The sequence below is a fragment of the Pseudomonas rhodesiae genome (assembly GCF_007858255.1).
Taxonomy (GTDB): Bacteria; Pseudomonadota; Gammaproteobacteria; order Pseudomonadales; family Pseudomonadaceae; genus Aquipseudomonas; species Aquipseudomonas rhodesiae.
This window is the reverse complement of the sequence record NZ_VFEU01000012.1, coordinates 61,169-85,415: the sequence shown is the minus strand read 5'-3', so window position 1 is coordinate 85,415 and position 24,247 is coordinate 61,169. Positions and strand designations below refer to the sequence as shown.

At 62.8% G+C, this 24,247-nt stretch carries 33 protein-coding genes; 12 read left to right on the top strand and 21 right to left on the bottom strand.

What is annotated here, in order from left to right; all coding sequences use genetic code 11:
• Nucleotides 1-127: 127 nt before the first annotated feature.
• Both FIV35_RS18420 and FIV35_RS18415 read left to right on the top strand, forming a co-directional pair.
• A complete protein-coding gene (locus FIV35_RS18420; RefSeq protein WP_034138499.1) occupies nt 128-772 on the top strand; it encodes a hypothetical protein in 645 nt (214 codons plus the stop codon).
• Nucleotides 773-806: 34 nt separating this feature from the next.
• A complete protein-coding gene (locus FIV35_RS18415) occupies nt 807-1,148 on the top strand; it encodes a hypothetical protein (protein WP_034138498.1) in 342 nt (113 codons plus the stop codon).
• 48 nt (nt 1,149-1,196) lie between these two features.
• Here FIV35_RS18415 and FIV35_RS18410 read toward each other — a convergent pair whose 3' ends face one another.
• Together FIV35_RS18410 and FIV35_RS18405 are read right to left on the bottom strand one after the other, a co-directional pair.
• A complete protein-coding gene (locus tag FIV35_RS18410; RefSeq protein WP_034138497.1) occupies nt 1,197-1,943 on the bottom strand; it encodes a creatininase family protein in 747 nt (248 codons plus the stop codon).
• 30 nt (nt 1,944-1,973) lie between these two features.
• Nucleotides 1,974-2,687, bottom strand: a complete 714-nt coding sequence (locus FIV35_RS18405; RefSeq protein WP_034098532.1) for a murein L,D-transpeptidase catalytic domain family protein — start codon at nt 2,685-2,687, stop codon at nt 1,974-1,976.
• Between the two features lie 38 nt (nt 2,688-2,725).
• On the opposite strand from FIV35_RS18405, the gene FIV35_RS18400 reads away from it, so the two are divergent.
• Nucleotides 2,726-4,327 (top strand): L,D-transpeptidase family protein, encoded by a 1,602-nt coding sequence (locus FIV35_RS18400; RefSeq protein ID WP_034138496.1) that lies wholly within the window; start codon nt 2,726-2,728, stop codon nt 4,325-4,327.
• A gap of 166 nt (nt 4,328-4,493) precedes the next feature.
• Here FIV35_RS18400 and FIV35_RS18395 read toward each other — a convergent pair whose 3' ends face one another.
• Entirely contained in the window at nt 4,494-4,994 is a 501-nt protein-coding gene (locus tag FIV35_RS18395) for a P-loop nucleotide/nucleoside kinase family protein (RefSeq protein ID WP_034138495.1), read from the bottom strand.
• Between the two features lie 79 nt (nt 4,995-5,073).
• On the opposite strand from FIV35_RS18395, the gene dapF reads away from it, so the two are divergent.
• A complete protein-coding gene (dapF, locus tag FIV35_RS18390; protein ID WP_083377859.1) occupies nt 5,074-5,877 on the top strand; it encodes a diaminopimelate epimerase in 804 nt (267 codons plus the stop codon).
• Here the strand turns inward: dapF and FIV35_RS18385 are convergent.
• Together FIV35_RS18385 and FIV35_RS18380 are read right to left on the bottom strand one after the other, a co-directional pair.
• Nucleotides 5,865-7,007 carry a PAS domain-containing sensor histidine kinase gene (locus tag FIV35_RS18385; protein ID WP_034138493.1) on the bottom strand — a complete coding sequence of 381 codons (1,143 nt, stop codon included), beginning with the start codon at nt 7,005-7,007 and terminating at the stop codon, nt 5,865-5,867. The genes dapF and FIV35_RS18385 overlap by 13 nt on opposite strands.
• Complete coding sequence (locus FIV35_RS18380) at nt 6,997-7,812, bottom strand: alpha/beta fold hydrolase (protein ID WP_034138492.1); 816 nt, start codon at nt 7,810-7,812, stop codon at nt 6,997-6,999. Before FIV35_RS18380 ends, FIV35_RS18385 begins: the two co-directional genes overlap by 11 nt.
• 127 nt (nt 7,813-7,939) lie before the next feature.
• Between FIV35_RS18380 and FIV35_RS18375 the strand changes: the two genes are divergently transcribed.
• The gene (locus FIV35_RS18375; RefSeq protein ID WP_034138491.1) at nt 7,940-9,139 is read left to right on the top strand and encodes a TPM domain-containing protein; all 1,200 of its coding nucleotides are present in this window, start codon (nt 7,940-7,942) and stop codon (nt 9,137-9,139) included.
• Nucleotides 9,140-9,153: 14 nt separating this feature from the next.
• Here the strand turns inward: FIV35_RS18375 and FIV35_RS18370 are convergent, their stop codons facing one another.
• Entirely contained in the window at nt 9,154-9,579 is a 426-nt protein-coding gene (locus tag FIV35_RS18370) for a GNAT family N-acetyltransferase (RefSeq protein ID WP_034138547.1), read from the bottom strand.
• A 17-nt stretch (nt 9,580-9,596) separates the two neighbouring features.
• A complete protein-coding gene (locus FIV35_RS18365) occupies nt 9,597-10,088 on the bottom strand; it encodes a GNAT family N-acetyltransferase (protein ID WP_034138490.1) in 492 nt (163 codons plus the stop codon).
• A 357-nt stretch (nt 10,089-10,445) separates the two neighbouring features.
• Here FIV35_RS18365 and FIV35_RS18360 point away from each other — a divergent pair, with 357 nt between their 5' ends.
• Both FIV35_RS18360 and FIV35_RS18355 read left to right on the top strand, forming a co-directional pair.
• The gene (locus FIV35_RS18360; RefSeq protein WP_034138489.1) at nt 10,446-10,958 is read left to right on the top strand and encodes a GNAT family N-acetyltransferase; all 513 of its coding nucleotides are present in this window, start codon (nt 10,446-10,448) and stop codon (nt 10,956-10,958) included.
• 105 nt (nt 10,959-11,063) lie between these two features.
• Nucleotides 11,064-11,540, top strand: a complete 477-nt coding sequence (locus tag FIV35_RS18355; protein ID WP_034114080.1) for a DUF488 domain-containing protein — start codon at nt 11,064-11,066, stop codon at nt 11,538-11,540.
• Between the two features lie 21 nt (nt 11,541-11,561).
• On the opposite strand, the gene FIV35_RS18350 is transcribed toward FIV35_RS18355, so the two are convergent.
• Together FIV35_RS18350 and FIV35_RS18345 are read right to left on the bottom strand one after the other, a co-directional pair.
• Nucleotides 11,562-11,831, bottom strand: a complete 270-nt coding sequence (locus tag FIV35_RS18350; RefSeq protein ID WP_146375036.1) for a hypothetical protein — start codon at nt 11,829-11,831, stop codon at nt 11,562-11,564.
• 124 nt (nt 11,832-11,955) lie between these two features.
• Nucleotides 11,956-12,441 (bottom strand): HIT family protein, encoded by a 486-nt coding sequence (locus FIV35_RS18345; protein ID WP_034138546.1) that lies wholly within the window; start codon nt 12,439-12,441, stop codon nt 11,956-11,958.
• A gap of 139 nt (nt 12,442-12,580) precedes the next feature.
• On the opposite strand from FIV35_RS18345, the gene FIV35_RS18340 reads away from it, so the two are divergent.
• Nucleotides 12,581-12,910 carry a DHCW motif cupin fold protein gene (locus FIV35_RS18340; RefSeq protein ID WP_034138487.1) on the top strand — a complete coding sequence of 110 codons (330 nt, stop codon included), beginning with the start codon at nt 12,581-12,583 and terminating at the stop codon, nt 12,908-12,910.
• Between the two features lie 42 nt (nt 12,911-12,952).
• Here FIV35_RS18340 and FIV35_RS18335 read toward each other — a convergent pair whose 3' ends face one another.
• Together FIV35_RS18335 and FIV35_RS18330 are read right to left on the bottom strand one after the other, a co-directional pair.
• Nucleotides 12,953-13,420 (bottom strand): copper chaperone PCu(A)C, encoded by a 468-nt coding sequence (locus tag FIV35_RS18335; protein WP_034138486.1) that lies wholly within the window; start codon nt 13,418-13,420, stop codon nt 12,953-12,955.
• Nucleotides 13,420-14,025: an SCO family protein gene (locus FIV35_RS18330; protein WP_034098508.1), complete on the bottom strand. Its 606-nt coding sequence runs from the start codon at nt 14,023-14,025 to the stop codon at nt 13,420-13,422. Before FIV35_RS18330 ends, FIV35_RS18335 begins: the two co-directional genes overlap by 1 nt.
• Nucleotides 14,026-14,220: 195 nt before the next feature.
• Here FIV35_RS18330 and FIV35_RS18325 point away from each other — a divergent pair, with 195 nt between their 5' ends.
• The 4 genes from FIV35_RS18325 (at nt 14,221) to FIV35_RS18310 (ending at nt 17,033) form a co-directional block, all read left to right on the top strand.
• The gene (locus FIV35_RS18325) at nt 14,221-14,604 is read left to right on the top strand and encodes a DUF2946 domain-containing protein (RefSeq protein ID WP_034138485.1); all 384 of its coding nucleotides are present in this window, start codon (nt 14,221-14,223) and stop codon (nt 14,602-14,604) included.
• A gap of 62 nt (nt 14,605-14,666) precedes the next feature.
• Nucleotides 14,667-15,188 (top strand): putative natural product biosynthesis protein, encoded by a 522-nt coding sequence (locus FIV35_RS18320; protein WP_034138484.1) that lies wholly within the window; start codon nt 14,667-14,669, stop codon nt 15,186-15,188.
• Between the two features lie 67 nt (nt 15,189-15,255).
• Nucleotides 15,256-15,699: a membrane protein gene (locus FIV35_RS18315; protein ID WP_034138483.1), complete on the top strand. Its 444-nt coding sequence runs from the start codon at nt 15,256-15,258 to the stop codon at nt 15,697-15,699.
• A 77-nt stretch (nt 15,700-15,776) separates the two neighbouring features.
• Nucleotides 15,777-17,033 carry an oxygen-independent coproporphyrinogen III oxidase gene (locus FIV35_RS18310; RefSeq protein WP_034138482.1) on the top strand — a complete coding sequence of 419 codons (1,257 nt, stop codon included), beginning with the start codon at nt 15,777-15,779 and terminating at the stop codon, nt 17,031-17,033.
• Here FIV35_RS18310 and FIV35_RS18305 read toward each other — a convergent pair.
• From FIV35_RS18305 to FIV35_RS18260, 10 genes are read right to left on the bottom strand one after another with little or no spacing between them, the layout of a single operon-like run.
• Nucleotides 17,030-18,484 (bottom strand): nitrite reductase, encoded by a 1,455-nt coding sequence (locus FIV35_RS18305; RefSeq protein WP_034138481.1) that lies wholly within the window; start codon nt 18,482-18,484, stop codon nt 17,030-17,032. The two genes, FIV35_RS18310 and FIV35_RS18305, sit on opposite strands and share 4 nt — an antisense overlap.
• Nucleotides 18,481-19,302: a uroporphyrinogen-III C-methyltransferase gene (cobA, locus tag FIV35_RS18300; RefSeq protein WP_034138480.1), complete on the bottom strand. Its 822-nt coding sequence runs from the start codon at nt 19,300-19,302 to the stop codon at nt 18,481-18,483. Before cobA ends, FIV35_RS18305 begins: the two co-directional genes overlap by 4 nt.
• Nucleotides 19,303-19,345: 43 nt before the next feature.
• Nucleotides 19,346-20,524, bottom strand: coding sequence for a heme d1 biosynthesis radical SAM protein NirJ (nirJ, locus tag FIV35_RS18295; RefSeq protein WP_034138479.1), 1,179 nt, complete (start codon nt 20,522-20,524; stop codon nt 19,346-19,348).
• Between the two features lie 13 nt (nt 20,525-20,537).
• Complete coding sequence (ahbB, locus tag FIV35_RS18290) at nt 20,538-21,038, bottom strand: siroheme decarboxylase subunit beta (protein WP_034138478.1); 501 nt, start codon at nt 21,036-21,038, stop codon at nt 20,538-20,540.
• Nucleotides 21,013-21,456, bottom strand: a complete 444-nt coding sequence (locus FIV35_RS18285) for an Lrp/AsnC family transcriptional regulator (protein ID WP_034138477.1) — start codon at nt 21,454-21,456, stop codon at nt 21,013-21,015. Before FIV35_RS18285 ends, ahbB (FIV35_RS18290) begins: the two co-directional genes overlap by 26 nt.
• Nucleotides 21,449-21,937 carry a siroheme decarboxylase subunit beta gene (gene ahbB / locus FIV35_RS18280; RefSeq protein WP_034099829.1) on the bottom strand — a complete coding sequence of 163 codons (489 nt, stop codon included), beginning with the start codon at nt 21,935-21,937 and terminating at the stop codon, nt 21,449-21,451. The genes FIV35_RS18285 and ahbB (FIV35_RS18280) overlap by 8 nt, the downstream gene beginning before the upstream one ends.
• A 23-nt stretch (nt 21,938-21,960) precedes the next feature.
• Nucleotides 21,961-22,419, bottom strand: a complete 459-nt coding sequence (locus FIV35_RS18275) for an Lrp/AsnC family transcriptional regulator (protein ID WP_034098492.1) — start codon at nt 22,417-22,419, stop codon at nt 21,961-21,963.
• Nucleotide 22,420: 1 nt separating this feature from the next.
• Nucleotides 22,421-23,590 (bottom strand): cytochrome D1 domain-containing protein, encoded by a 1,170-nt coding sequence (locus FIV35_RS18270; protein ID WP_034138476.1) that lies wholly within the window; start codon nt 23,588-23,590, stop codon nt 22,421-22,423.
• Nucleotides 23,587-23,904: a c-type cytochrome gene (locus tag FIV35_RS18265; RefSeq protein ID WP_034098488.1), complete on the bottom strand. Its 318-nt coding sequence runs from the start codon at nt 23,902-23,904 to the stop codon at nt 23,587-23,589. The genes FIV35_RS18270 and FIV35_RS18265 overlap by 4 nt, the downstream gene beginning before the upstream one ends.
• Nucleotides 23,905-23,920: 16 nt before the next feature.
• Nucleotides 23,921-24,235 (bottom strand): c-type cytochrome, encoded by a 315-nt coding sequence (locus FIV35_RS18260; RefSeq protein WP_034138475.1) that lies wholly within the window; start codon nt 24,233-24,235, stop codon nt 23,921-23,923.
• Between the last annotated feature and the right edge of the window lie 12 nt (nt 24,236-24,247).

Sequence of the window (24,247 nt, the reverse complement as noted above, 5' to 3'; positions counted from 1 at the left end):
ATGGTCCTTATAATTTTATCGGTGCACTATCGGTTCAGATAATAGTCACCATCACGTAACGCAAGTTCTGTTTTTGCCGCATAAGCGCAAAATTGCCCCATCGACACGCCGTTCAGGGAAATGCGCGATGAGGACTTTAATTCAACTGTGTTCAATGTTGCTGATGCTCGGCGCTGCCTTGCTCACCAACCCCGCAATCGCCGGCGATCTGCGTACAGGCCATTTGCTACCGATCGTCGCTAGCGTAGACTCTCTGCAGCCTACGCAGTCGGTGGGTGTTTTGCTGAGCGACTACACCCGCGACAACCTCAGCTACCTTGAACGCTACCACGACATGGCCTTGAATGGCGCCAAGGATGCCCTCGACTCACGCATCCGTGCGGCGTTCGTTAACAGTTCCGACCCGGAGCTGGCCATGGACTGGTTGATGCATTCGCTACAGGGCAGTTTTGTCTCGGTCACCGTTTACGAAACTCTGGACGCCTTGCTACAAGCCCATCCCGATGTGGTGGTGATGCTCGACACCCATAATCAGTTGCTCACACCGCGCAATGACCAGGTCCAAGCGCGGTTTGTGGCGCGGTTCTATGACGCCAACCTGCAATACATCGCCAAAGCCGAAGGCTCGGTGCAGCGGCAAGTGCCGTCGGTGTGGGTGCGTGACAAGGCTGCACCGGAGATTGCCGCGCAGATCGAACAGCAGCGCGATGTGCAGCTCGATGCCCTCAAGCAGTTCGACGCGTCGCTCAAGGCCCTGATTCGTGCGGGTTGATATGAACTTTTATTGTTATCGTCAGGATTTTTTCATGCGCTCTTTTTTCGTACCGGCCACGGCCTTCGCTTTTGTGTTACTGGCCGGATGCGTTTCCGCACCCAACACCCCGAGCTTGACCTTGCAGACCACCAAGGCGCCTGAAAGCTATATGCAGTGCGTGCTGCCCAAGCTGGAAAAACACGGGATCTCTTCCACGGTCACGCAAAACTCCCGTCACGCCAAAGTGGTGTTGACCAGCAAGATTGCTGCCGACGATGTGCTGGAAGCTTATAAGGCCGGGGAGGGCGCCAAGGTGTTTTTGTATGAGCGCAAGCCGCTGGCATCGACCATTACCCCGTCGCGGCTGGAGATAGCGGCCAAGGAATGCCAATAACCCGATGACGGCGATGAGAGGGGCTTGGCCCCTATCACCAAGGGCGATTTACGGTTTGGCTTCGTCAGCGAAATGGCCCACCGTTTTGATCAGCCCCTGAGCAGCCAACGCCACCAACTCCCCACCTTTTTCCACCGTCGCCAGTGCCGGGTCCGAGCCCATGCGGCCATCGGGGAAGCGCGCGCGGAAGTCCAGGGCTTCGCGGATTGGCCCGGTGTTGGCAATTTGTGGCGAATACTCGGCCGTCTTGATTGCCTCCGGATAGGCCCATTGGGTCACCGCGATTTCCGAGGGTGTGGCGTGGCTGCCATGGCCGACCGGGAACTGACGCTGGGCCAGCTCATTGACGCCCTCCAGATCCCACCAGTTCACCAGTTTCAGCGCGAACCCGGCCGGGCGCCGCGCAAAGCTGGCTTCGGCGTACAACTCGGAAAAGGCTGCTTCGATGGTAGCGATATTGCCGCCATGGCCGTTCAAGAACAGGATCTTCTCGAAACCATGCCCGGCCAGCGAACGCACCCAGTCGCCAATCGCAGCGATAAAAGTGGAAGGGCGCAGCGAGATGGTGCCGGGAAACCCCAGGTGGTGCTGGGCCATACCGATATTGAACGTTGGGCCTATCAGCAGTTCGGCGTGCCGTTGCGCTTCATGGGCGATGATTTCCGGGCACATCCAGTCGGTGCCCAGCAGGCCGGTGGGGCCGTGTTGCTCGTTGGAACCGATGGGCACCACCACCGTGCGGCTGCGCTGTAGAAACTGCTCGATCTCGATCCAGGTGGACTTATGTAGAAGCATTGGGTGCTCTCTCTAATCGGTGGGGACAGGCTAACCGCCACGGATTGTACGACTACTGGCCACCTGCTGGGGTTTGCAATTGAGGTAGGTCGAGGACTTCAACCAGCGCTGGTCGGGATACCACGAAAACATGAACTGCCCGTCCTTGAGCTTGTCCACCACTTGACGCGCCACTTGCGGGCGGACGGCCGGGCAACCCTGGCTGCGACCGATACGGCCTTCGCGCTTGCTCCACAGCGGGCTGACGTAGTCGGCGGCATGAATCACAATGGCGCGGTCGCGGGCTGAGTCATTGAAGCCCGGCTCCAGGCCATCCATGCGCAGCGAATAGCCGTGGGTGCCCAGGTAACTCTCCTGGGTGCGGAACAGGCCCAGGCTGGATTGATGGCTGCCTTCAAGGTTGGAGAACTGCGTGGCGAAGTTTTCCCCGGACTTGGCGCCGTGGGCCACCAAGTCGCGCAGCAGCAGGGTTTTCTTGCGCAGGTCGAAGATCCACAGGCGACGGGCGGTCGAAGGTTGGGAATAATCGATCACGGCCAGGCGCTCGGAACGTTCTTCGCCATTATTGACCGCGCATTGCACGGCGTTCAGGGCGCTTTTGAGCACAGTAGGATTGAGTTCTGGAGCCGAGCGCGCCAGGCTGCTATACAAGGAAGGAACGTTGCCGTCGGCGGCGAGCACAGATGTACTCAACACAGCCAGGCTTGCGGTGATCAGGCCGAGGCGGCACATAAAAGTCAGCATCTACAGTACTTCCCCCACTGTGGATTGGAGCTAAGGCATTGTTCAAAAAACACGCATGTTACTTGAGCATTTGCTTGCTCGTTGCACCACTGGTCGCCACGGCCGAAGCGCTGCCCGTTGAACCCTTGCCGGTGACCACGCCGGCGCCGATCGACCTGGCCCCCGTGCAACAGGCGCTGGCGCAGTTGCCCAGTGTCTGCCCTGGCCTGGCGCCGCAGATCGACGCCGCCGCGCAACTGCGTCTGCAAGCCTTTTATCAGCAGCAGGGCGATGTCGCGTTGTGGTCCGATGAAACCCGTCGCCAAGCCTTGCATGCCCAACTGCAATTGCTCGCCGACGACGGCCTGGACCCTTCCCACTATAGCCTGCCAACCGTAGATGCCACGGCCAACGTGCTGTGCAGCGATATCGACAGCAGCCGCCACTATCTGCAAGCCCTGCAGGATTTGCACTACGGGCGCTTGCAGCAATCGCGCTTCGAGCCGCTGTGGCACGCGCAGCCGCCGAGCGGCGACCCGAATGCCGAGGTGTTGGCCTTCGCTGCATTGGGCCTGCACGACATGGCGCAAGCCTTCGACCAGGCGCGTCCCAGCGCCGACCTCTACCGCAGCCTGCGCAATGCCTACGCCAGCGTGCGTCAGCAACCCTTGCCCCATTGGGACCCGGTGGGCAGCGGCCCGTTGTTGCGCCCTGGCATGGAAGACGCGCGAGTACCGGAGCTGGCACGGCGTCTCTTTAGTGGCGGCTACCTGGCCGCTGAACCCAAGGGGGGCGGCAAGCAGTACCGCGCGGAACTGGTAGACGCGGTCAAAGCCTTTCAGCTCAGCCATTCATTGCAGGCCGATGGCGTGATCGGCGCCGGCACCGTGGCCGAACTCAATATCAGCCCGGCGGTACGGCGCGAGCAGTTGCGCATCAACCTCGAACGCTTCCGCTGGCTGGCCCAGGACCTGGAACCCGAAGGCGTGCTGGTCAACGTCGCCGCTGCGCAACTGAGCGTGTACCAGAGCGGCATTCCCGTGTGGCAAACCCGTCTGCAGGTGGGGCGCGCCGAGCGCCAGACACCGTTGCTCAAGTCGCGCATCACCCGCTTGACCCTCAACCCCACTTGGACCATCCCGCCCACTATCATGCGCGAGGACAAGCTCCCGGCCATTCGCCTCAACCCCGAATACCTGCGCCAGCAGAACCTGCAAGTGCTCGATGCCGAAGGCCACCCGCTGGCGCCGGAACAGATCGACTGGGCGCGCCCCGGCAATATCTTGCTGCGCCAGGAAGCCGGCCCGCGCAATCCGCTGGGCAAAATCGTGATGCGCTTTCCCAATCCCTACTCGGTGTACCTGCACGACACCCCCAGCCAGCCGCTGTTCACCAAGGGCCCGCGCGCGTTCAGCTCCGGCTGCGTGCGGGTTGAACAACCGTTGCTGCTGCGCGACCTGCTGGTCAGTCCTGCCGAGCGCACTCGCACCGACGAACTGCTGGCCACCGGCGTGACCCACGAATTCCGCCTGGCCACTCCCGTGCCGGTGCTGTTGAGTTACTGGACCGTGGAAGTGGATCGTCAAGGCGGGCTGGTGTACGCGCCGGATATCTACGGGCGCGACCCGGTGCTGATGAAGGCGATGGGCAGCGTGCTCTGATACAGGGCCGCTTCGCGCCCTCGCGCGGGCGGTGCGACGATTCCACAAGCCCGCTCGCCACCTAAAAGCTCACGGCAAAAGCGTGCTTAGGGTGGCTTTATGGGGTGAGCGGACTTGCCCCGCGCTGGGTGGCGCAGCAGCCCCAAAAACACCAGCGCGATTCCACTTATCGCCCCAGATGAGCTAGCAGCCTTTCAACCGCCTCGGCTGCCGATAGGTTCGCCGTGTCAACGCTCAATGGCGCCTGCGCCCAGGCTTCGTACTCATGGGCCATCACCGACCGCCAGGTGGGTGGCGTCAGGCCGGGGATATCCCCCGTACGGCATTCAACCCGGCGTTGATGTTCTTGTCGGTCAGAGCAAATCACCTCTACGTCCACTAACTCGACGCCCGCCGCCAGGGCTACCGTTTGCCAAGCGGCGCGGCTTTCCCGCACGGGGTTGACACCGTCCGCGATCACACAATGGCCCAAGCCCAGATTGCTCAACGCTACGGCATTGGCCACACCGTAACCGCTGCTGCCCACATCGCCCGCCAGCACCCCGGCATCGCGAATGGCCTGCTCGATCACATCGATCCGCAGGTAAACCGCGTTGAGCCGCCGCGCCAGTTCATAGGCCAGGGTGGTCTTGCCGGTGCCGGGCAATCCGCTGAAGACGATAAGCATGGTTCGGTCCTTCGATAGGTCAAGGCGGCGGCTTCAGGGTATCCTCAGGTTCCCTCTGCGGTCGACCTCAGGACAGCCCGTGACTCTACCTTTCGTGAAAATGCACGCCCTGGGTGATGACTTCATCATCATCGACCGCCGGGGTCTGGACGACCCCATTACCGCGCAGATCGCTCGGCGTTTGGGCAATCGTCATACTGGCATCGGCTTCAATCAACTGGCCGTGCTGCTGGACTGCGATGACGCCGCCGCACGCGTCAAATTCTGGAATGCCAATGGCACGGCCTTGCAAGCCTGCGGCAGTGCGACGCGAGGGGTGGCCGACCGTTTGATGCATGAAGCCGGCAGTGACTCGATTGTGCTGCGGACCGATCGCGGCTTGCTCACATGCACGCGCGAGGCAGGGCGGCGGGTGTCGGTAAGCATGGGGCCGCCGTCGCTGGAGTGGGCAGCGGTACCGTTGGCCGAAGCCCTGGACACCCTTGACTTACCGCTCGAAGGGCGCCCGGCGGCGTGCAGCATGGGCAACCCGCATTGCACGTTTTTCGTGGCGGATATCCTCGCCGTCGACCCGGCCGTTGCGGGCCCGGAGCTGGAGCAGCATCCATTATTCCCGGCGGGAACCAACGTACATTTCGTCCAGGTGCTCAACCGTGGCCACATCCGCCTGCGTATCTGGGAGCGCGGCGGCGGCGTGCCGTTGGGCTCGGGAACGTGTTGTTGTGCGGCAGTGGTCAATGGTATCCGCCGGGGTTTGCTGGACAGCAGAGTGCAGGTGCAATGCGATGGCGGCACTGTCAGGGTCGATTGGGACGGGCAAGGCGCAGTGGTGTTGACCGGCAGTGTCGAGCCGGTCATGCAGGGCAACGCCTACGTGTTCTGAAACGTCACCGTAAACGTAGTGCCGGCGGTCGCGCAGGAACTTACCGTCACATCGCCGCCATGCACCTTGGCCAATTCGCGCACGATGTACAAACCCAAGCCTACGCTGCGCACATCGCTGCCCTGGTCGGTGCCGCGGGTCATGGGTTCGAACAGCCCGGCCAGCAAGGCTTGAGGGATCGGCGCGCCGTGGTTATGTACTGATACCGCGCCTGCGCCATTGTCCAGGCGCGAGGTGATGGTGATGGGCTGCTGTAGATCGCCATAGGCCACGCTGTTGGCCACCAGGTTGCCGATGATCTGCTGCACGCGGTCGGCATCCAGGCACGTCTCGCCCGCGCCTTCGGTGCAATGCACCAGGGTGGCCTTGGGGAAGGCCACACGCAGTTCATCCACCGCGCGATGAATCACGTTGTGCAGGTCCAGTGGCGCGGCTTTGATCACGATGCCGTGGCCGACCCGCGCCTGGGTGAAATCCAGCAGGTCGGCGATCATGCGCTGGGCGCGTTCTGAGGATTGGCCGATATGCCCCAACAGCTGACGCTCCTTGACGGTGCGCTCGTTGCGGCTGAGAAAGTCCGAGGCCATGCGAATGGCGGTCAGCGGGTTTTTCAGGTCGTGGCTGACGATCGCCATCATTTGTTCGGCGAACACCGCACGTCGCTGGGAGAAAGCGTAGGCCTGCTTCAGCTCCGCCTGGGCATTCTGCAAAGCCAGTTCGGTGGAGGTTTTTTCCTGCAGCAACGCTTCGGCCAGGTTGCGGGCGTTCAGCAGTTCGCGTTCGTATTTGTCGCGGTCGGTGGTGCCGAACAGCGCCAGGTCGTAGACCATCTCATCGGCCTGCTGGCGTTTATTGCCGTTGAGCAGCACAGTCACCTTGTGGCCATCGCGGTGCAGGATGTCCAGTTTCACTTCGGTGACGCTGCCGTGCATGCGCAGCATAGGGGCCAGATGGGTCTGGTGGAAAATTCGCCCACCCATGGTCAGCAGGTCCTGGAACCTGCGCGTGCACAGCTCGGCAATACTGAACCCCAGCCAATCGCCGAATCGCGCATTGGCCTTGAGGATCGTGCCGTCTTCGCCGGTAACGGCCAGGGCACACGCGGCGCTGTCGAATAATTCAGCCGGCACGGGTGGCCGTCCACGGCGCCAGGAAACCCTGCATGGCCGCCGCGCAGGCTTGGGGGGCGCTCATATGCGGGCAGTGGCCGACGTTGTCCACCAGGCAGTACGTGCTGTTGGGCATCACGCTGTGCAGGTACTTGCCCACCGCCACCGGGGCGATCAGGTCGTCGCTCGATTGCAGGATCAACACCGGGGTGGCCAGGCCGATCACGTCCTGGCGGTTGTCCGAGGTGAACGTCACCCGTGCGAAGTGCTTGGCGATATCCGGCTCGGTGCGGCAAAAGCTGTCGGTCAGGGTGTCGCTGAGTGCCGGTTGCCCCGGCGCGCCCATGATCACCGGGGCCATGGCGCTGGACCAGCCCAGGTAGTTGCTGTCGAGGGTTTCGAGCAGCTCATCGATATCGCTGCGCTTGAAACCGCCCACGTAACCGTCCGTATCGATATAGCGCGGCGACGGGCCGATCATCACATGGGCCGCGATACGCCCTGGCGCCAGGCGGTCGGCGAGGGTGCCGATCATCGCACTGACCGAATGCCCGACCAGAATCACCGGGCCCTCGGCATAGGCGTCGATAATCTCGTTCAAGTCGCGGGCGTAGCCGTCCAGCGTGCCGTACTTGGTCTTGTCGAACGCGCTCAGGTCCGACAGGCCCGCGCCCACCAAGTCATAGAGCACTACGCGAAAGTGCTCTAGAAACGGTGGCGCCAAGTCGTTCCACATGGCCTGGTTGCAGCCGAAACCGTGGGAGAACACCAGGGTCGAGGTCCCGTTGCCCATGACGTTGACGTTGTTGCGGTGACGTAGATCCATGGGCATCTCAAGATTATGGCGTATCGCTATTGGCGGCCAGTTTAGATAGTCAAGCGCTTTGGGTCACGCGTTATAGCGCCGATGGGGTAAAGTCGGCGCCTTCAGGAAGAAACCTCAGGTAACAAATATGATGCGTCGGTTGCGGCAAACACTTTTGAGTCTGCTGGTGCTTGTGTGTGCCAGCCTGTTGCTGACCGTTCACGCCGAGACTTCTCCCATCGGCGTCGCCTTGGACCAGCGGGTGATCGACCTGACCGATACCTTGGACGCCACTACTACCGCCGGTCTCAAGCAACAATTGGCTGACTTGGAACAGCGCAAAGGCGCGCAAGTCGCCGTGCTGTTGGTGCCCACCCTAGGCGGCGCGGACCTTGAGGACTATACCAATCAACTGTTCCGCGCCTGGAAACTGGGGCGCAAGGACGTTAACGACGGCATCCTGTTGCTGGTGGCCAAGGACGACCGCAAGGTGCGCATCGAAGTGGGCTACGGCCTTGAAGGCACGGTCACCGACCTGCTGGCGCACCGCATCATCGCGGAACATATCACCCCGGCTTTTCGCCAGGGCGACTATGCAGGCGGGATACAACAAGCGGTCGATGACCTGACCACATTAGTGGATGGCGGCGATCTGCCGGCGGTCGCCGATACCGCCATTGCGCCCGGCGCTATCGCGGTGTTGCTGGCATTTATCCTCGGCGCCATCGGTGGTGTGCTGCTCGCGGCGCGCAAGCTGGGTTGGCGCGCTGCGCTGATCGCCACACTGGTGATTACTATCGGATTGGCGATCTTTGCCGGTGGCCGCGAATGGCCTATGTACCTGCTGGTGGTGCCGCTGACCCTGTTGATCGGCGGCGCGACGTTCGGTGCATTGTGGCTGGCGCGCGCAGCCTTCTACGCTGTGATAGGGCTGTTGACCTATATCCTCGGGGTGGTGATAGCGAACCGGTTTGTGGACCTCAGTTATGTCCATTGGCTGGCGTGGCCGCTGGGTGGCCTGGTGGTCCTGGGGTTGTACGTGCTGCTGTTTCTGCTGAGCAAGGCTTCCTGGAAGAACAGCCCGCGCGGGTTCCTGCTGCGATTGTTTGCGGTGGCGGCGATCTACGCAGCGGCGGGGCTGCTGCTGGGGCACGGCGCCCAGGGCTGGCTGATCGCGGTGCCGATCGCATCGTTTCTGGCGCTGTTTGTGTTTATCCAAGGCAGCGCGGGGACCGGGTCGGGTGGCGGGTCAAGCTCCAGCAGCTCTAATTCGAGTTCAAGTTCCAGCAGCAGTTCATCCGGAGGTGGTGGTTCCAGCGGCGGTGGCGGGGCGTCGGGGAGTTGGTGAAGTCACGCCAGCGTTCACAGGGTCTTGGACAAGAACACCCGGCTACTGCCGACGGGGTCACACGGGATCTCGCCAAACCGCACCCACCCGTGTTTTTCGTAGAACCCCGGCGCCTGGAAACTGAGGGTATACAGCACCGCCTGCCGGCAGCCTCGGCGCCGGGCTTCATCCTCGAAAGCCTGCAGCAACTGTCGGCCCAACCCGGCACCGCGCAGTGAGTCGGGCAAGTGAAACAGATCGAGGAACGCCATGCCGAGGGTGGTTTTACCGCTGATGCCGCCAAGGATTTGCTGGGTGTCCGGATCTTTGATCAACAGCGTGAGCGGCACGCGGTCGTTGTAACCGGTGATGGCCTCGTTGAACGCGGCCAGACCGCCACCCAGAATGCGCTCGGCTTCGGGGTTGGGTTGGTCGCTGATTTCAATGCGCGGTGCGGTCATCATCGATCCTCCCTGGATTACAGCGCCATCACCATCTCATGCCACGCCATCCCGCCGTGATCCGAAGGCGATGGCCGTACATAGGTGTAACCCATGCGCGTATACAGCGGCACGTGCTGCTCTTTGCACATCAGATGAATCGTCTGTTTGCCCATGACGCGCACGCGCTGCACGAACTCGGTCATCAGCACGTTGGAATAGCCGTGGCCCTGATGTGCCGGGTCGACCACCACCGACATGATCACCACATTCGGCGCCTCGGGCGCATGGCCCACCAATTCCTTGAACGCCTCGTCCGACATCACCACCTGATGGGCGCAGCCGCTGTTGATAAACCCCACCACCTCGCCATCCGCCTCCAGGATCAGAAAGCCCTGGGGGTACTGCGCAATGCGCGTGGCGATCTTTTCCAGCGTCGCGGCTTCGTCGCCTTCGTAGGCGGCGATTTCGATTGCATAGCAGCGAGCGGCATCAGCGGGGAGGGCGTTGCGCAGGGTTAGGGCAGGCATGGGTGTTTCCTGGGACATTGAGCGAAAGGCCACATCATAGCGGCCTCGCTGGGACTCTGCGCTGAACAGGGCTCAAAAAATGGGAAGGGGCTTGTTCGCGTCAAGCATGGTAACGGATACTTTTCCGACGATTTTGGCCATGGTCGTCGACGTCAAGCAGGCAGTGTGAAACCTGACGGTAACCGAGATACCAATGTGGGAGGGGGCTTGCCCCCGATGGCGGCGTGTCGGTCAGCGCATCTATCACTGAACCCGCGCCGCATACCATTGGCGAAACCAGGCTTACCAACTACGCACGGATAGCGACCGTTATTCATTCACCCGAGCGGGTATGAATACGTATGAAGGAAGGACCTCATGCTGGAAATAAAATGCGCCACCCTCAACGATGCCGATGCCGCGTTTGACATCCGCCGCGAAGCCATCCGCAGCCAATGCGTCGGCGCCTACACCGCTGAACAAATGGCACTCTGGACGCGTGGCAACGCTGAGGACGGCTACAGCGCACTGATGGACAAATCGTTTTATCTGGGCTGGTTCAACGACGAGCCTGTCGCCACCGGCATGCTTGACCTGGACAACAACGAAATCGGTGCGCTGTTCGTGTTGCCCGCTTTCACCGGGCGTGGCTATGGCAAGGCGATGCTGGATCACCTTGAAAGTCTCGCGCGGGAACTGGCGATTGAAGAGGTGGTGCTGGATGCGACGTTGAACGCCGCGAGTTTCTATCGAGCATGTGGTTATGTCGGGGATGAACAGGCCATTTACCACTCACCGTCGGGGTTGCAGTTGGCGTGTATCCCGATGAAGAAGCGGGTTGGCCGAACCGATGGCCTGATGAGCGAGGGCCATAGGTTTGTTACGCAATAATTGGCTCCGCTCGTCACTCGCCACGGCTCGTCAATTTCAGCCGATGTTATAGCCCCGGCGTTTTTTTACCATTTGATCGCGCCGGCAGGCCTTTGGAGAATCTGCATGAACCTCTACACCGCAGGCTACGAGGGACTGACCATCGACGCATTCATTGCACGACTCAAGCAGGCCGGGATCGACAGAGTGCTGGATGTGCGTGAATACCCGTTATCGCGGAAAAAAGGTTTTTCCAAAAATGCCTTTGCCCGGGATCTGGCCGCACAGGGGATCGCTTATGAGCATAATCGGTCGCTCGGCTGCCCAAAGCCCATACGCAAGCAGTACAAGGAAGACGGTGATTGGACAACCTATGCGCGCGAGTTCAGGGCTTATATCCGCACCCAAGGCACGGTGTTGAACGAGCTGGTTTGCAATGCAGCCCAGCAGCGGATTTGTATGGTCTGTTATGAGGCGGACGCCCGTTTTTGCCACCGCAGTTTGATCGCTGAAGCCGCGCTGGAATTGAAGCCCTCGCTCGACATTCAACACCTACCCTTCAAAACAACGCTATTTGATGATCGTCTTCTTTCTGTGGCTTAGGCGGATAAATCAGGCTCACGATCAACCACTGGTTGATTGCAGCTTGTCAATTTCCTCCGAAGTCCATGCTTGCGAGGCTGATTTCTGAATGCGAAGTGCGGTGATGCGTGCAGGTTTGATCAGGCCTAGCGTGACGTTATGCTCAGCCCTGGCTTTATCCAAGGCGTCAAAATTCTCATAAATTTTCAGCCTGTCCAGCAACACCCGCCGCTCGCACCAATCACCTGCGGGCAAAACTCTCCCCGCACAAATGCTGTCCACACCGATCAATATCCGAACTTTGCGTTTCATGCGGGCCATATCCAGACGTCTTATTTGAACTGTATCCAGAGACCGGAAAACTGCCAGATAGACGTGTAACCGCATATGCAGATCGCCTGCATCACCGCTATGTCAGTTCACGCAAAGGTCGGTATCAGTCGCGCATACAGGCGCGCAGGCGGTTGATGACCTGCGCGACGGACGGACCTTGAGTCGCCGGCGTCGTCGGACTCTCGCCGAACTCGCGCCATACAAATAGCGTCAACTCAGCCCCGTCGGTCACTAGTTGGGTCGGGTTATGCGAGCCAAAGCGTTGCAACTGCCGATAACGTTCATCCTGCCAGAACGCGTCTTCCACCCAGTCGTACACCGGGATCAAATGAAAATGCAACGGGAAGCCCGGCATATGCCCATAGCGGCTGATATAGAGCCACTTTGGCCGCAACTGCGTCTCCATAATCCGCTGGGCTCTCGCCAGCAATCCCCCCAGTTCGGCCAGTGCGGCGTCGGGCATGTCGGCAAGAGAATCTATCGGCGCCTTGGCGCCCAGCATCAAGTAACCCGGTAGCCTGGACGTCAGGTGATGATTGAGCTGCCAATGGTCGGTCTCAAACAAGACGTAAGCGGGGTCGATCAGCATCAGCATGTCTCCTCGGAGATGGGCGAGCAGAATAACAAGCACGCTTGCCTGTATGCCGCAAAACCACTCCATCTGTGTCTACCCGCCCCCCAATCAGCCAGTTAGCCTCAAGCCACCCTAACCCACGACCGAGTCCCCCATGGATCTTACCGCCGTCCCGTTTTGCACCACCGATTGGTCCACTGTTGAACCGGTCATCTACCCCGGTGTGACCGGTAGCGCTACCTGGCGCACCGGGTACTTTGGTACGACTCGCGTGCGTATGGTGGAGTACAGCGCCGGGTACCTGGCGGATCACTGGTGCACCCGTGGGCATGTGTTGCTGTGTCTGGAAGGCGAGTTGCACACCGAGCTGGCGGATGGGCGTCGGTTTACGTTGACGGCCGGGATGAGTTATCAGGTGGGCAATGAGATGGAAGCGCACCGTTCATCGACGCTGCACGGTGCGAAGCTGTTTATCGTGGATTGATGGGCGGGTTGAGGTGAGCCAACCCGAACCGAACGGGTGCAATCAATGCTTATGGCTAGGGGCCATGCCGTCCACGCCACGAGCGATGGCTTTGACTTCAACGGCTTGCTGTTCGCCCTTGGCGTTTTCCACGGTCAGGGTCAGCGGCACCGGGTCGCCTTCTTTGATCTGGCCGGTCAGGCCCATCAGCATCACATGGTAGCCATTGGGGTCGAGGGTGACGGCTTTGCCGGCAGGCAGGGCCACCGAGTCCACCGGGCCCATGCGCATCACGTCGTCTTGCATGTTCATTTCATGGATCTGCACGTCCGTGGCCACCGGCGAGGCCACGCGCAGCAGCTTGCTGTCGACGTCGGCGGTGACGGTCATGAATGCGCCGCTGGCGGGTTGGCCCGGGACGGTCGCGCGGACCCAGGCGTCGCTGACCTGCACCTGGGCGCTGGCGTGGGCGGCGAGGCCCAGCAGGGTCAGGCCGAGGGTGAGGCGCTTGAGGTGTTGAACGGCAGTCATTAGCAGACCTCCATGACGGTGAGCAGGTCTTCTGCGCACTCTTGAGCGGTAAGGGATGCCTGGAGCCCCAGGCGCAGGTTGCCACGGGTGTCGAAGACAAAACTGGTAGCGGTATGGGACAGGGTGTAGGTGTCGCCGGCCGGGATCTTTTCATAAAAGATGCCGAATTCCTTGGCGGCCACGGCGATTTCTTCCGGGGTGCCGTACAGCGCTTCGAAGCTGGGGTCGAAGGCCTTGACGTACTTGTCGAGAATCTCCGGCGTGTCGCGCTCTGGGTCCAGGGTGATAAAGATCACCTGCATGATCTCGCCGTCGCGGCCCATCAGCTTCTTGGCCTGGGCCGCGCGGGCGAGGGTGGTGGGGCACACCGCCGGGCATTGGGTAAAGCCGAAGAACACTACCGGCATCAGGCCGCGATAGGAACTGAGGGTGACCGTCTCGCCCTCGGTGTTCTTGAGCTTGAACGTGCGGCCCATGATCTTGTCGCTCAAGTCCTTGCCGTACTTGAAGTTCAGTTTGGGGCTGTTGTCACAACCGGCCAGCAGGCCCAGGCCCAACAAGCCCATACCGGTCAGGACCTTGCGGCGGGTGAATAACGTACTCATCAACTGTGCATCCTGTGAAACGCCTGCATTGCGCTGGATCTACCCATCAAGCCGTGAAAAAGCAGGCATTTGAAGTAAGAAACGAGGAGGGCGGCAAGTCTACCAACCCACGCCGGCCTGCGTAATCTGCGACGTTCTGCCACAGGGGCGCGTCGCGCTTCATCCGTTGGCGGCTGGGATGGTAGAGTCGCGGCCATGAAATTGAGCCTGCCCGACCGTTCGCTGATCGCCTGGATCCTGTACTGCTGCGTGCTGATGAACCTGTTCGTGTGCGGTTTGAGCCATGGTCAGATGCTCGGCCAGCAGCTCAATGGAATCGGCGGGGCGTTCTGTTCGGTGGACGGCAAACCGGCGCCACTTTCCGATAAAGGGTCGGGCGACGCGGCTTCCAGCAACATTTCGAACTACTTTGCCTGCCCGGTGTGCGCCGCCTTGACCGTCGCCCTGGTGTTCCTGATCGGCTTGGCCTGGCTGCTCGGCCTGGGTCAAACCCCGCGCGCAGCCCATGCCCAGCGCAACAAAGCGCCGCCGCGCTACGCCTGGCCCTCGGCCAACCCCCGCGCTTCTCCCGCCTGCTGACGTGTGCCTTGGGCCCCTTGTGACCAGGGGGCGTTCTATCGTCACGAGTGTGAGTGCGTTCCATGAATCATCCATCGCCAGCCGGCGCCCTGCGCCTGCGCGCAGCACCGGCGCCTGCGCAATACCCCAGTAATGCCCGCTGTTTCGTCCACCTGGACGCGCGTCTGTTGCCGTACTGGCACAGCCTGTTCGACATCTGCCCGGCGCTGCTCAAGCTCGACCCGCCCGAAGGCCTGAACCTGTTTCGCAGCTTTATGACCTGGGCCTACCGCAACCAGCCGGCCGCGGATTGGACCTACCACCTGAACGTGTGCCGTTGGTTGCTCGGCTCGGCCTACTGCACGCGCATCAATGAGGAACCCATCGAAGCGTTCATGGCCGCCGCTGCGGCGAGTTGGATCAATACCGACCACAGCCAGGCCGAGGGCATCGTGCTGGCATGGCGCGCGCTGCGGGTATTCGATTGGAAAGTCACGCCGCCCGCCGCCGTTGAGCAACCGCCATTGCCAGCGTCCGCCTGGGATTTCGCCTGGAGCCCGCTGAGCCAGCGCGGTGAGTGCTACGGCTGGCAGGTGCTGACTTGATCGGCATCAAGGTGGCCCGCCGCCGCGCGCGCCACACTGCAATCCCGGTGCGATCTGTGAGGCCATCATGCTCTATCTGCTGTTTCTGTTGGCCCACCTGTTCGCGGCGCTGATCTTTATCGGCACGGTGTTTTTCGAAGTGCTGATTTTGGCCAAGGTGCAGGCGCAATTGCCCGCCCGGGCGCGGGTGTTGGTGGAACAAGGCATCGGCCGCCGTGCCCGGGCGCTGATGCCGTGGGTGCTGTTGGTGCTGTTCGGTGCCGGTCTCGGGATGGTCTGGCTGCGATACCTGCCGGTGCTGGCCGCGCCTACGGCGTCGTCCTTTGGCATGTTGCTGTCGCTCAAACTGCTACTGGCCGCCAGTGTGCTGCTGCATTTTGTGACGACCTTACTGCTTATGCGCCGTGGCCGCGCCAGCGAGCGCTACCTGCGCGGGGTACACCTGAGCCTGTTTGGGCATATGGTCGCCATCGTGCTGTTGGCCAAGAGTATGTTCTACCTCAGCTGGTAGGGCCCTTGATGCACATCAAGGTGCGTCGAGGCCCGCCGCCGGACAATGGCTCACCGCCCCTTGATCCGGAGCCTGCCATGCACACTGTCATCCCCCTCGCTCGTCACGGTCCAGGCGTGCTGGACCTGAATGGCCAGGCCGATATCCGCCGTTTCCACCCCGGCATAGGCTCCCTGGATATGTTGCGCGCCCTGCGCACCAGCCGCCAACGGCAACGCCCGCTGGCCGTGACCCTGCATTGGCCGGCCAACCCACCGAGTGACGAGTACCCCCGCAGCCTGGCCCAAGAGATCCAGCTGGTCGGCTGCCACCTGGGCGCTCGCCAGCCGCTGGAGTACTTCCAGTGGCGCGGCGCGGCGAGCATCGGCGCGGTACAAACGCTGATGGCTGCCATGCGCGAGCGCTTTCATTTTCTCGCCCCTGGCCGTGGTGACTACGGCATCGACCTCGACCCGTACCACACCGATTGGGCCGGCATGGGTCTGCTGCGTGACCTGGGCTTCAACCACGTCTGTATCGGCGTGCCCGACGCGCGTGCCGAAGGGGTGCACGCCCTGGCCTGGTACCGCGACCCTGCGCCGATCCAGTCCTTGATCGATGCGGCGCGCACTTTCGATTTCCGTTCGGTCAGCGTCGATCTCGGCTACGGCAGCGCCTGGCAGACCCTCGCCAGCTTCGATACCAAACTCGCCAGCCTGATCGCCCTGGAGCCGGATCGCCTGCAGGTGTTTGACTACGCCCGGCCGCCCAGCCGTTATCTGGCCCAGCCTGCCCGGGCGCAATGCAGCGCGGCGGATAAAGCCCAGATGCGCCAGTTGTGCTTCGAGCGCCTCGGCGCGGCGGGTTACCACTACATCGGCCTGGGCCTGTTTGCCCGCGGCGACGACGACCTGATTCAGGCCCAGGAGCGCGGCCGCCTGAGCCGCACCAGCGAAGGCTTCACCCTGCACGGTTATTGCGACCATATCGGCCTGGGCCTGGGCGCCATCAGCCAGATCGACGGCTTGTGCGCGCAAAACAGCAGCACCGAACCGGCCTACGCCCAAGCCCTGCACAATGGCCAGCTCCCTACCTGCCAGGGCTGGCAACGCCAGGTCGGCGACGGGTTGCGCGAATACGTGGTGGAGCGCTTGGCCTGCGACCTGGAACTGGATATCCAGGCGATTGAGCGGCGTTACGGGTTGGTGTTTTCCCAGTATTTCGCCACGCTCTGGCCGCTATTGGAGCAATGGGCGCGGGACGGCCTGATCGAATTGTCGGCGCAGTTTCTGTGTGTGCTGCCGGACGGGCGCCGGCAGGTGGATGAGCTGTGTGGGTTGTTCGAACAGGCCTAGTGGGAGGTGCCCTCGGCGAATTCGATTTTATTGCCCACGTTGTATTTGCCCGACGGCTTGTTCATGGGCAGGCGCTTGACCTCCTTGAGGGTTTGGCTGTCGTAAACGATCAACGCGCCGTCCGTGGCCCAGATGCTCAGCAACACGTAGCGCCCGTCGCGGGTGAATTCCACATGGGCGGCGGTCTTGCCCGGCACCGGGCGCAAGGTGTGGGAGATTTCCAGGGTCTGTTTGTCGATCAGGTGGATGGCGTCGTTGTCCGGGCCGAAGAACACGTCGCTCCACACATAGCGTGAGTTCACATGGCTGCGCATAAAGAAGCCTGGCCCCAGGGTGGGAATCTGTTTGATCAGCGCCCAGGTGTTCAGGTCGATCACCGAGATTTGCCCTTTGCTGATATTCGGTGTGGCGAACACCCAGTGCCCATCGCGTCGCCAATAGGTGCCCGAGCCCAGGTGCGGCATGCCCGCCAGCGGGATATCGGTGACCACCGCGCCGCTGTCCAGGTCGATTACCTGGCCGCCCCCGGCCTTGCGCGAGGTGGCGACCAACTGTCGGTAATCGGGAGAAAACGAAAAATCATCGAGCACGTCCTGGGCCTGGATGCGCCGGGGCTCGAAGCGCGGTTGCGCGTCGGCATACGCCAGTTCCCACACCTCGTTCAGATCCTTGAGCGCGACGATAAAGCTGTCGCGCGGCGGTGCGGTGTACACGGCGCTGACCCGCGAACCGGTGTCCAGAATCTTGACCAGCGACAGATCACGCGCATCCAGCAGCACCAGATTGCCCGGCAGGTAGTTGCCCGCCAGCACCCAGCGCCCGTCTTTGCTCACCGCCAGGTTGCGAGTGTTGAGGCCGACACGGGTTTCGGCGATCAGCTTGAGGTTATGCAGGTCGTATTGGCTGATCCAGCCGTCCCGGGAGGCGAAGTACACAAAGCGCCCATCCGGGGGAAACTTCGGCCCGCCGTGTACCGCGAAGTGGGTGGGGAAGCGGTCCAGCACGTTGAAAGTGTCACCGTCGAGAATGTCCATGTGATGATCCCCCGATTCCACCACCACAAACAGGTTGAGCGGGTCGGCGTGGTGCTGCGGGGTGGTCGGCAGTTGGCTCAGGTCCGCCAGTACGGTGTGGCTGGCGCGGATCGCCTGGGCATCCCAGGTCGGTGGCGATGCCGGCGGCTGTTGCAGAAAATCCACCAGGCCGTCGATGCGCGCGCTGTCCAATTGCGCGGCGAATCCGGCCATTTGGCTGGCCGGTCGGCCGTCGCGTATCACCTGGCGCACCTCGTCGGGCTTGATCCGCCCCAGGCTTTCGGGCAACAACGCCGGGCCGGTGGCGCCGATGCGGTTGAGGCCGTGGCACTGCTCGCAGTACTGGCGGTAATCCTCGGCCGGCGTACCGTGGGCGACGTTGGCCCACAACAGCGGCACCAGCAGCAGGCGTTTCATACCGCCACCGCTGCGCGCGGCGCTGCCAGGCTGGCCGGGAAGTGCAGGGCGGCGCTGGCGAACAGGTCCACGACCTGGCCGATCACCGTCAGGGTTGGCACGCCGGGTTCGCAGTCGGCGGCCAGGGTCGGCAACTGGCGCAAGGTGCCACGGGCCACCTGTTGATCAGCGCGCGCACCGTTGCTGATCAGCGCCGCCGGGGTATCCGCCGACAAACCGGCAGCCATCAGGTGTTCGGCGATCAGCGCCAGGTTCGACAGGCCCATATAGAACACCAGGGTCTGGCTCGGCTCGGCAAGGCTGGCCCAGGGTAATTTCAGCGCACCGTCGCGCTGCAGGTGCCCGGTGACGAAACGGCACGAGTTGACCAGATCGCGATGGGTCAACGGGATTCCGGCGTAGGCGCTGCACCCGGACGCGGCGGTGATCCCTGGCACCACTTGGCACGGAATATCCCGCGCCAGCAGGTATTCGAGCTCCTCGGCGCCGCGCCCGAAAATAAACGGGTCGCCGCCCTTGAGGCGCACCACGCGCTGGCCTTCGCCGGCCAGTTCCGCCAGCAGTTCGTTGAGTTGATCCTGGGGCAGGCTGTGATGGCCGCTGGCCTTGCCCACGTAATGGCGGGCGCAGGTGAGCGGGATCAGCGTGAGCAGTTCGGCGCTGATCAGCCGGTCGAACACCACGGCATCGGCCTGCATCAGCAGGCTCCAGGCGCGCAAGGTAAGCAGGCGTGGGTCGCCGGGTCCGGCGCCCACCAGCGCGACTTCACCGGGGTGCAAAGGGCTGTGCAGGCTGGGGGGGAGGGCAGTGGTGTGCATGGGACATCCTTGGTCGATCATCAGGAGCGCTGCCCCGGTTGTGTCACCGGGTGGAGCACGGAATCAGGTTGGGCGAGCGCGTGGCAATTTCATCGTCGCTCAGGTAGCAACCCGGGTCCGGGCCCCACAGGTCGCCATCGGCCCAGGCGCGGGTACGGGTGTTGCCGTTGCAGATCGGCAGCCAGCGACACTCGGCGCAGCGCCCGCCGATGCGGCGCGGGTATTCGCGCAGGCGCTGCAGCAAGGGGTCGGGTTGGTCGAGCCAGAGCTGGCGGAATGTGGTGTTGCGCACATTGCCCACCGAGTGCTGCCACCAGTAGGTGTCCGGATGCACCTCGCCGGTGTTGTCGATATTGGCGATGCCGCTGCCCGACGCATTGCCGCCCCAACCGTGCAACAGGTGCTCCAGCTGCGGGTAATGCTCGGGCAGATGGCGATGTACCCATTGCAGCAATAACACCGCGTCGGCGTCGTTGTTGCCGCTGACAAAATCGCTGGCCACGCCGTTTTCGATGTCCTCCCAGGCTTGCTGGAAAATCAGCGCCATGGCGTCGCGGCTGATCTGCCGGTGCGCGTCCAGTTGGCGGCTGCGCTTGCCGCGCCCGCTGTAGTTGAGGTGCGACAGGTAGAACTTCTGCACGTCGTAAGCGCGCATCAGCGCGAGCAATTGCGGCAGCTGCGCGTGGTTGTCCTGGGTCAGGGTGGTCCGCAGGCCCACGCGGATGCCGGCTTCGCGGCACAGACGTATGCCATGCAACGAGCGCTGGAAGCTGCCGTGTGACTGGCGAAAGGCATCGTGGGTCGCCTCCAGGCCATCGATACTGATGCCCACGTAGTCGAAATGCGCGTCGGCAATCTGCTGGATATTGCGCTCATCAATCAGCGTGCCGTTGGTGGACAACGCCACGAAAAAGCCTTTGTCGCGGGCGTAGGCGCTCAGCTGGAATATATCTGCGCGCAGCAGCGGCTCGCCGCCGGAAAGGATCAGTACGCGCACGCCGGCTTCGTGCAAGTCATCGATCACCCGCAGCGCGGTGGCGGTGTCCAGCTCATCGCGGAACACACTGTCGGCGCTGGTGGCGTAGCAATGCTTGCAGGTCAGGTTGCACCGGCGCAGCAGGTTCCAGATCACCACTGGCGGCCGCTCGCTGCCGGGGGCCGAGACGCGCGGCGCCGGGCATTGGCCGGCCAAAGTGCGCAAGTACTGACTGATTCGCAGCATGGGCTATTCCTTTTCAGTGCGCCGGCGGCAAGCGCAGGCCGGTTTTTTTCAGGATGCGACTGCTCACCAGCATCTCGTCGGCGCGGCAGGCATCGGCAAGCAAAAAACGCAGGTGCTCGCGGTAGCTGTCGATTTCTTCACGGCTGCGCCCATGCACCATGGCGAACAGGTTGTAGGGCCAGCCCGCGCGCCGGGGGCGGCGGTAGCAGTGGCTCACGAACGGCTGCGCGCCTATCAGTTCGCCCAGGCGTGGCAGTTGCTCGTCGGCCACGTCCCACACAGTCATGCCGTTATGCCGATAGCCCAGGCGGTAATGGTTGGGCACCGCCGCGATACGCCGGATCACGCCCTCGGCTTGCAGGCGCTTGAGCAGATCGAGAGTCGACTCGACGCTGATTCCCAACTGCTCGGCCAGCCACGCCCACGGGTCTTCCAGCAGCGGCAGGCCGTCTTGGGTGAGGGCGATCAGGCGCAGGGCCAGGGGGCTGTCAGACCGGGAAATGCAGACCGACATGGTAGGTGTGCTCCTTGGGCAGGTTGAGCACCGTCAACCCGCTCAGGGTTTCGATGCGCGACAGGGTGGCGTCGAGTTCCTCAGGGCTGGCGCAGGCCAGCACGAACCACATGTTCCAGGCATGTTCGCGGCGGTAGTTGTGGGCCACCTGGGGCAGGGCGTTGAGCTGCTCGGCGACGGCATCGAAGCGCGCCTCGGGCACTGTTAGCGCGGCCAAGGTGAACGCCCCGCCGACGCGCTCGATATCAAACATCGGGCCGAACCGGGTGAGCACGCCGTCTTCAAGCAACGCGTGCAGGCGGTCGAGTACCTCACCGGGGGCGCAGCCCAGTTCCTGCGCCACTGACTGCCAGGGCTGACGCACCAGGGGCAGGCCGTGCTGCAGGCGATTGATCAATTGGCGATCCCGTTCATCCATGGGCCCACACCTGCGACGGTGGCGGCGCAAAACGTCCGCCGCATTGTTTGAACGCGTGGGTACTGAACAGCACCTGGTGGGGAAGGTCGTTGAGCAGGTGCTCGGCCAATAGCGTCTCGATGTGCGCCTCGACCACCGCCCGCTCGCGGCCGTGGACCATACAAAACAGGTTATAGCGCCACTGCGGCAGGCGGCGCGGACGCTGGTAACACAGGTTCACCCCCGGCGCGCGGCCCAGGCGCTGGCCGACGTTATCCACCAAGGCATCCGGCACATCCAGCACCAGCATGGCGTTGGCCACAAAACCCAGGGCGCGATGGTTAAGCACCAGCCCGACGCGCCGGAACAAGCCTTGTTCATGCCAGTGCTGCATTTGCTGCAACACCTGGTCGTGATGGGCACCGATCTGCTCCGCCAGCGCGTCGTAAGGCCGCGAGACCCGTGGCAAACCGCGCTCCAGGCACTGGCGCAGGTCGAGCATCTGCTCCTGGGTCAGCGGCGCGATCACGGATGCCCTCCCAGGGAGAACCCGAGGTCGATGCGGTAGGCGCTGAGCATCGGCAGATCCAGCGGTGTCAGGCCGGTGTCTTGTTCCAGCTCATCGAGGATCTGCTGTAGATGTTGACGGTGCGGGCCGGTCACCACGAACCACAGGTTGTAGTGATGCTCGCGGGCGTAGTTGTGATTGACTTCCGGGTATTGGCTGACCCGCGCCGCCACCTGTTCCAGGCGTTCGGCCGGGACTGCCAGGGCGGCCAGGGTGCTGGCACCGGCGCGGGTATGTTCGAACACCGGGCCGACGCGCGAGAGGGCGCCGGCCAGTTCCAGGCGTTGCAGGCAGGTCATCAGTTCGGCCTCGCTGCACTTCAAGACCTGGGCCATTTCCCGGTACGGTTCGGCGCACAGCGGCATGCCGTGCTGGTAGCGTTCGATCAAGTGCTGGCTGAGTCGATCAAGGTCCATCTCAATACCCCATTTTTTGTGCACGAGTGCTGAAGAAAATTCCGCTGGGGCTCAAGGCCGGCAAGGTCTTGAGCAAGGTCATTCGATACGGGTCCCAGACCTGCACCTGCTCGCCGTCGCGCACCGACAGCCACAGCTGTTCGCCGCGCCCGGTGAACTCCATGTGCAGCACGCCGGGGCCAGGGCGCAGGTCGGCGACCACTTGGTGGGTTTCGCTGTCGATCACCTGCACGCGGTCGTTGTCCGGGTAGGCGAAATTGACCCACAGCTGGCGCCCATCCGGCCGTGCAGTGACGAAGATCGGCTGGCCGGCCACGGCGATCGCGGCGCTCTGCTGCCAACTGCGCGCGTCCATCACCAACACCTGGTGTCGGCCCACGGCGGGCACGAACGCCTGGTTGTCGGCTACGGCCCAGCCTTCCAGGTGCGGCATTTTGTAAACCGGCAACTTGGCCTGCCCGCGTCCGTAGTCCTTGAGTACCCGTTGCACACCGCGCTCCGGGTGCCACAGGTCGAGCTGGGCCATGCCGTCCTCGCCGAACAGACCGGCCATGTAGTAGCGACCGTCGGCGGTGATCAGTGCGTCATAGGGCTGCTCGCCGATGTCGGTGAAACGGGTGAGGGTTGGGGTGTTGCCGTGGCTGAAGTCCGCGCTCCAGATCTCGCCGGTGTCGAACAGGCTGAACACGAAACGCTGCCCCGGCGCGTCCACCAGCCCCACCACCCGCGAGCGTTTGCCGTTGGCCAGGGGCGTGGCGGGAATGTCGGCGACCTGCTCCAAGGTGACGGCATCGAACACCTTGACCCCGCCCGGCTGGTAGTTGGACACGGCAATCAGGCGGCCATCCTGGCTGATCGCGCCGCCAATACTGTTGCCGCCCTGGATGATGCGTTTAGCGATGCGCTGGGTCAGCAAGTCGACCTTGGTCAAGCCGCCGTCGCGGGCGAACACATAGGCATAGCGTTGGTCGCGGGAAAACACCGCCGAGGCGTGGGACAGATCGCCCAGCCCTTCGATGCGCGCCAGCTCGGTCATGCCGCTGCTTTCAACGATCTGCACACTGCCGCTGGCACGTTCGATCACCAGGCCCAGATCACCGCTGCCGCGCAGCGTCGGTTGGGCACAGGCGCCGAGCAGCAGGCACAGGGAGAACACGGCGGGTCGCATCATGGGGTGGGGCGTCCTTGCAGCAGGCGGTCGGCCAGCCAGGCAATATCGCCGGCGCTGAGCAGTGGGCCCCAGCCGGGCATGGCGCGGGCTGGGCGACCGTAAGTGATGGTGGCGATCAGGCTGGCGCGAGGTTGGCCGGCCAGGGCCTGGGGCGTGAGGGGCGGGCCGAGGCCGCCGGTCAGGTGCAGGCCATGGCAGGCGCCGCAGTCCTGAGTCAGCAGGTGTTCGAGGCGGGCGGCGTCGGGTGTCGCCGTCGCCCACGCGGGAATCAGCATGAGCACCGCCATGGCCGAACCGAACATCGATGCTTTCATGGCGTGCTCCTTGTGGTTATTTCAAGCTCAGGACCCAATCGGCCAACACCTTGGCTTCTTCATCGGTGACCTGGTTCGGCGGCATCGGGATCGGCCCCCAGTTACCCTGGGTGCCGTTCTTGATATGACTGGCCAGGGTCGCGGCGGCGTCTTTCACGCCGGTGTTCTTGGCGGCGACTTCCTTCATGGCCGGGCCTACCAACTTGCTGTCCAGGGTGTGGCAGCCGACACAGGGTTTACTGTTGAACAGGGCTTGGCCGTCTTGAGCCAGGGCCGGGTGCAGGCTGAACGCAGCGCTGCAAGCCAGCAATGCGAGGAGCATATTTTTCATGGGCGGACCTCG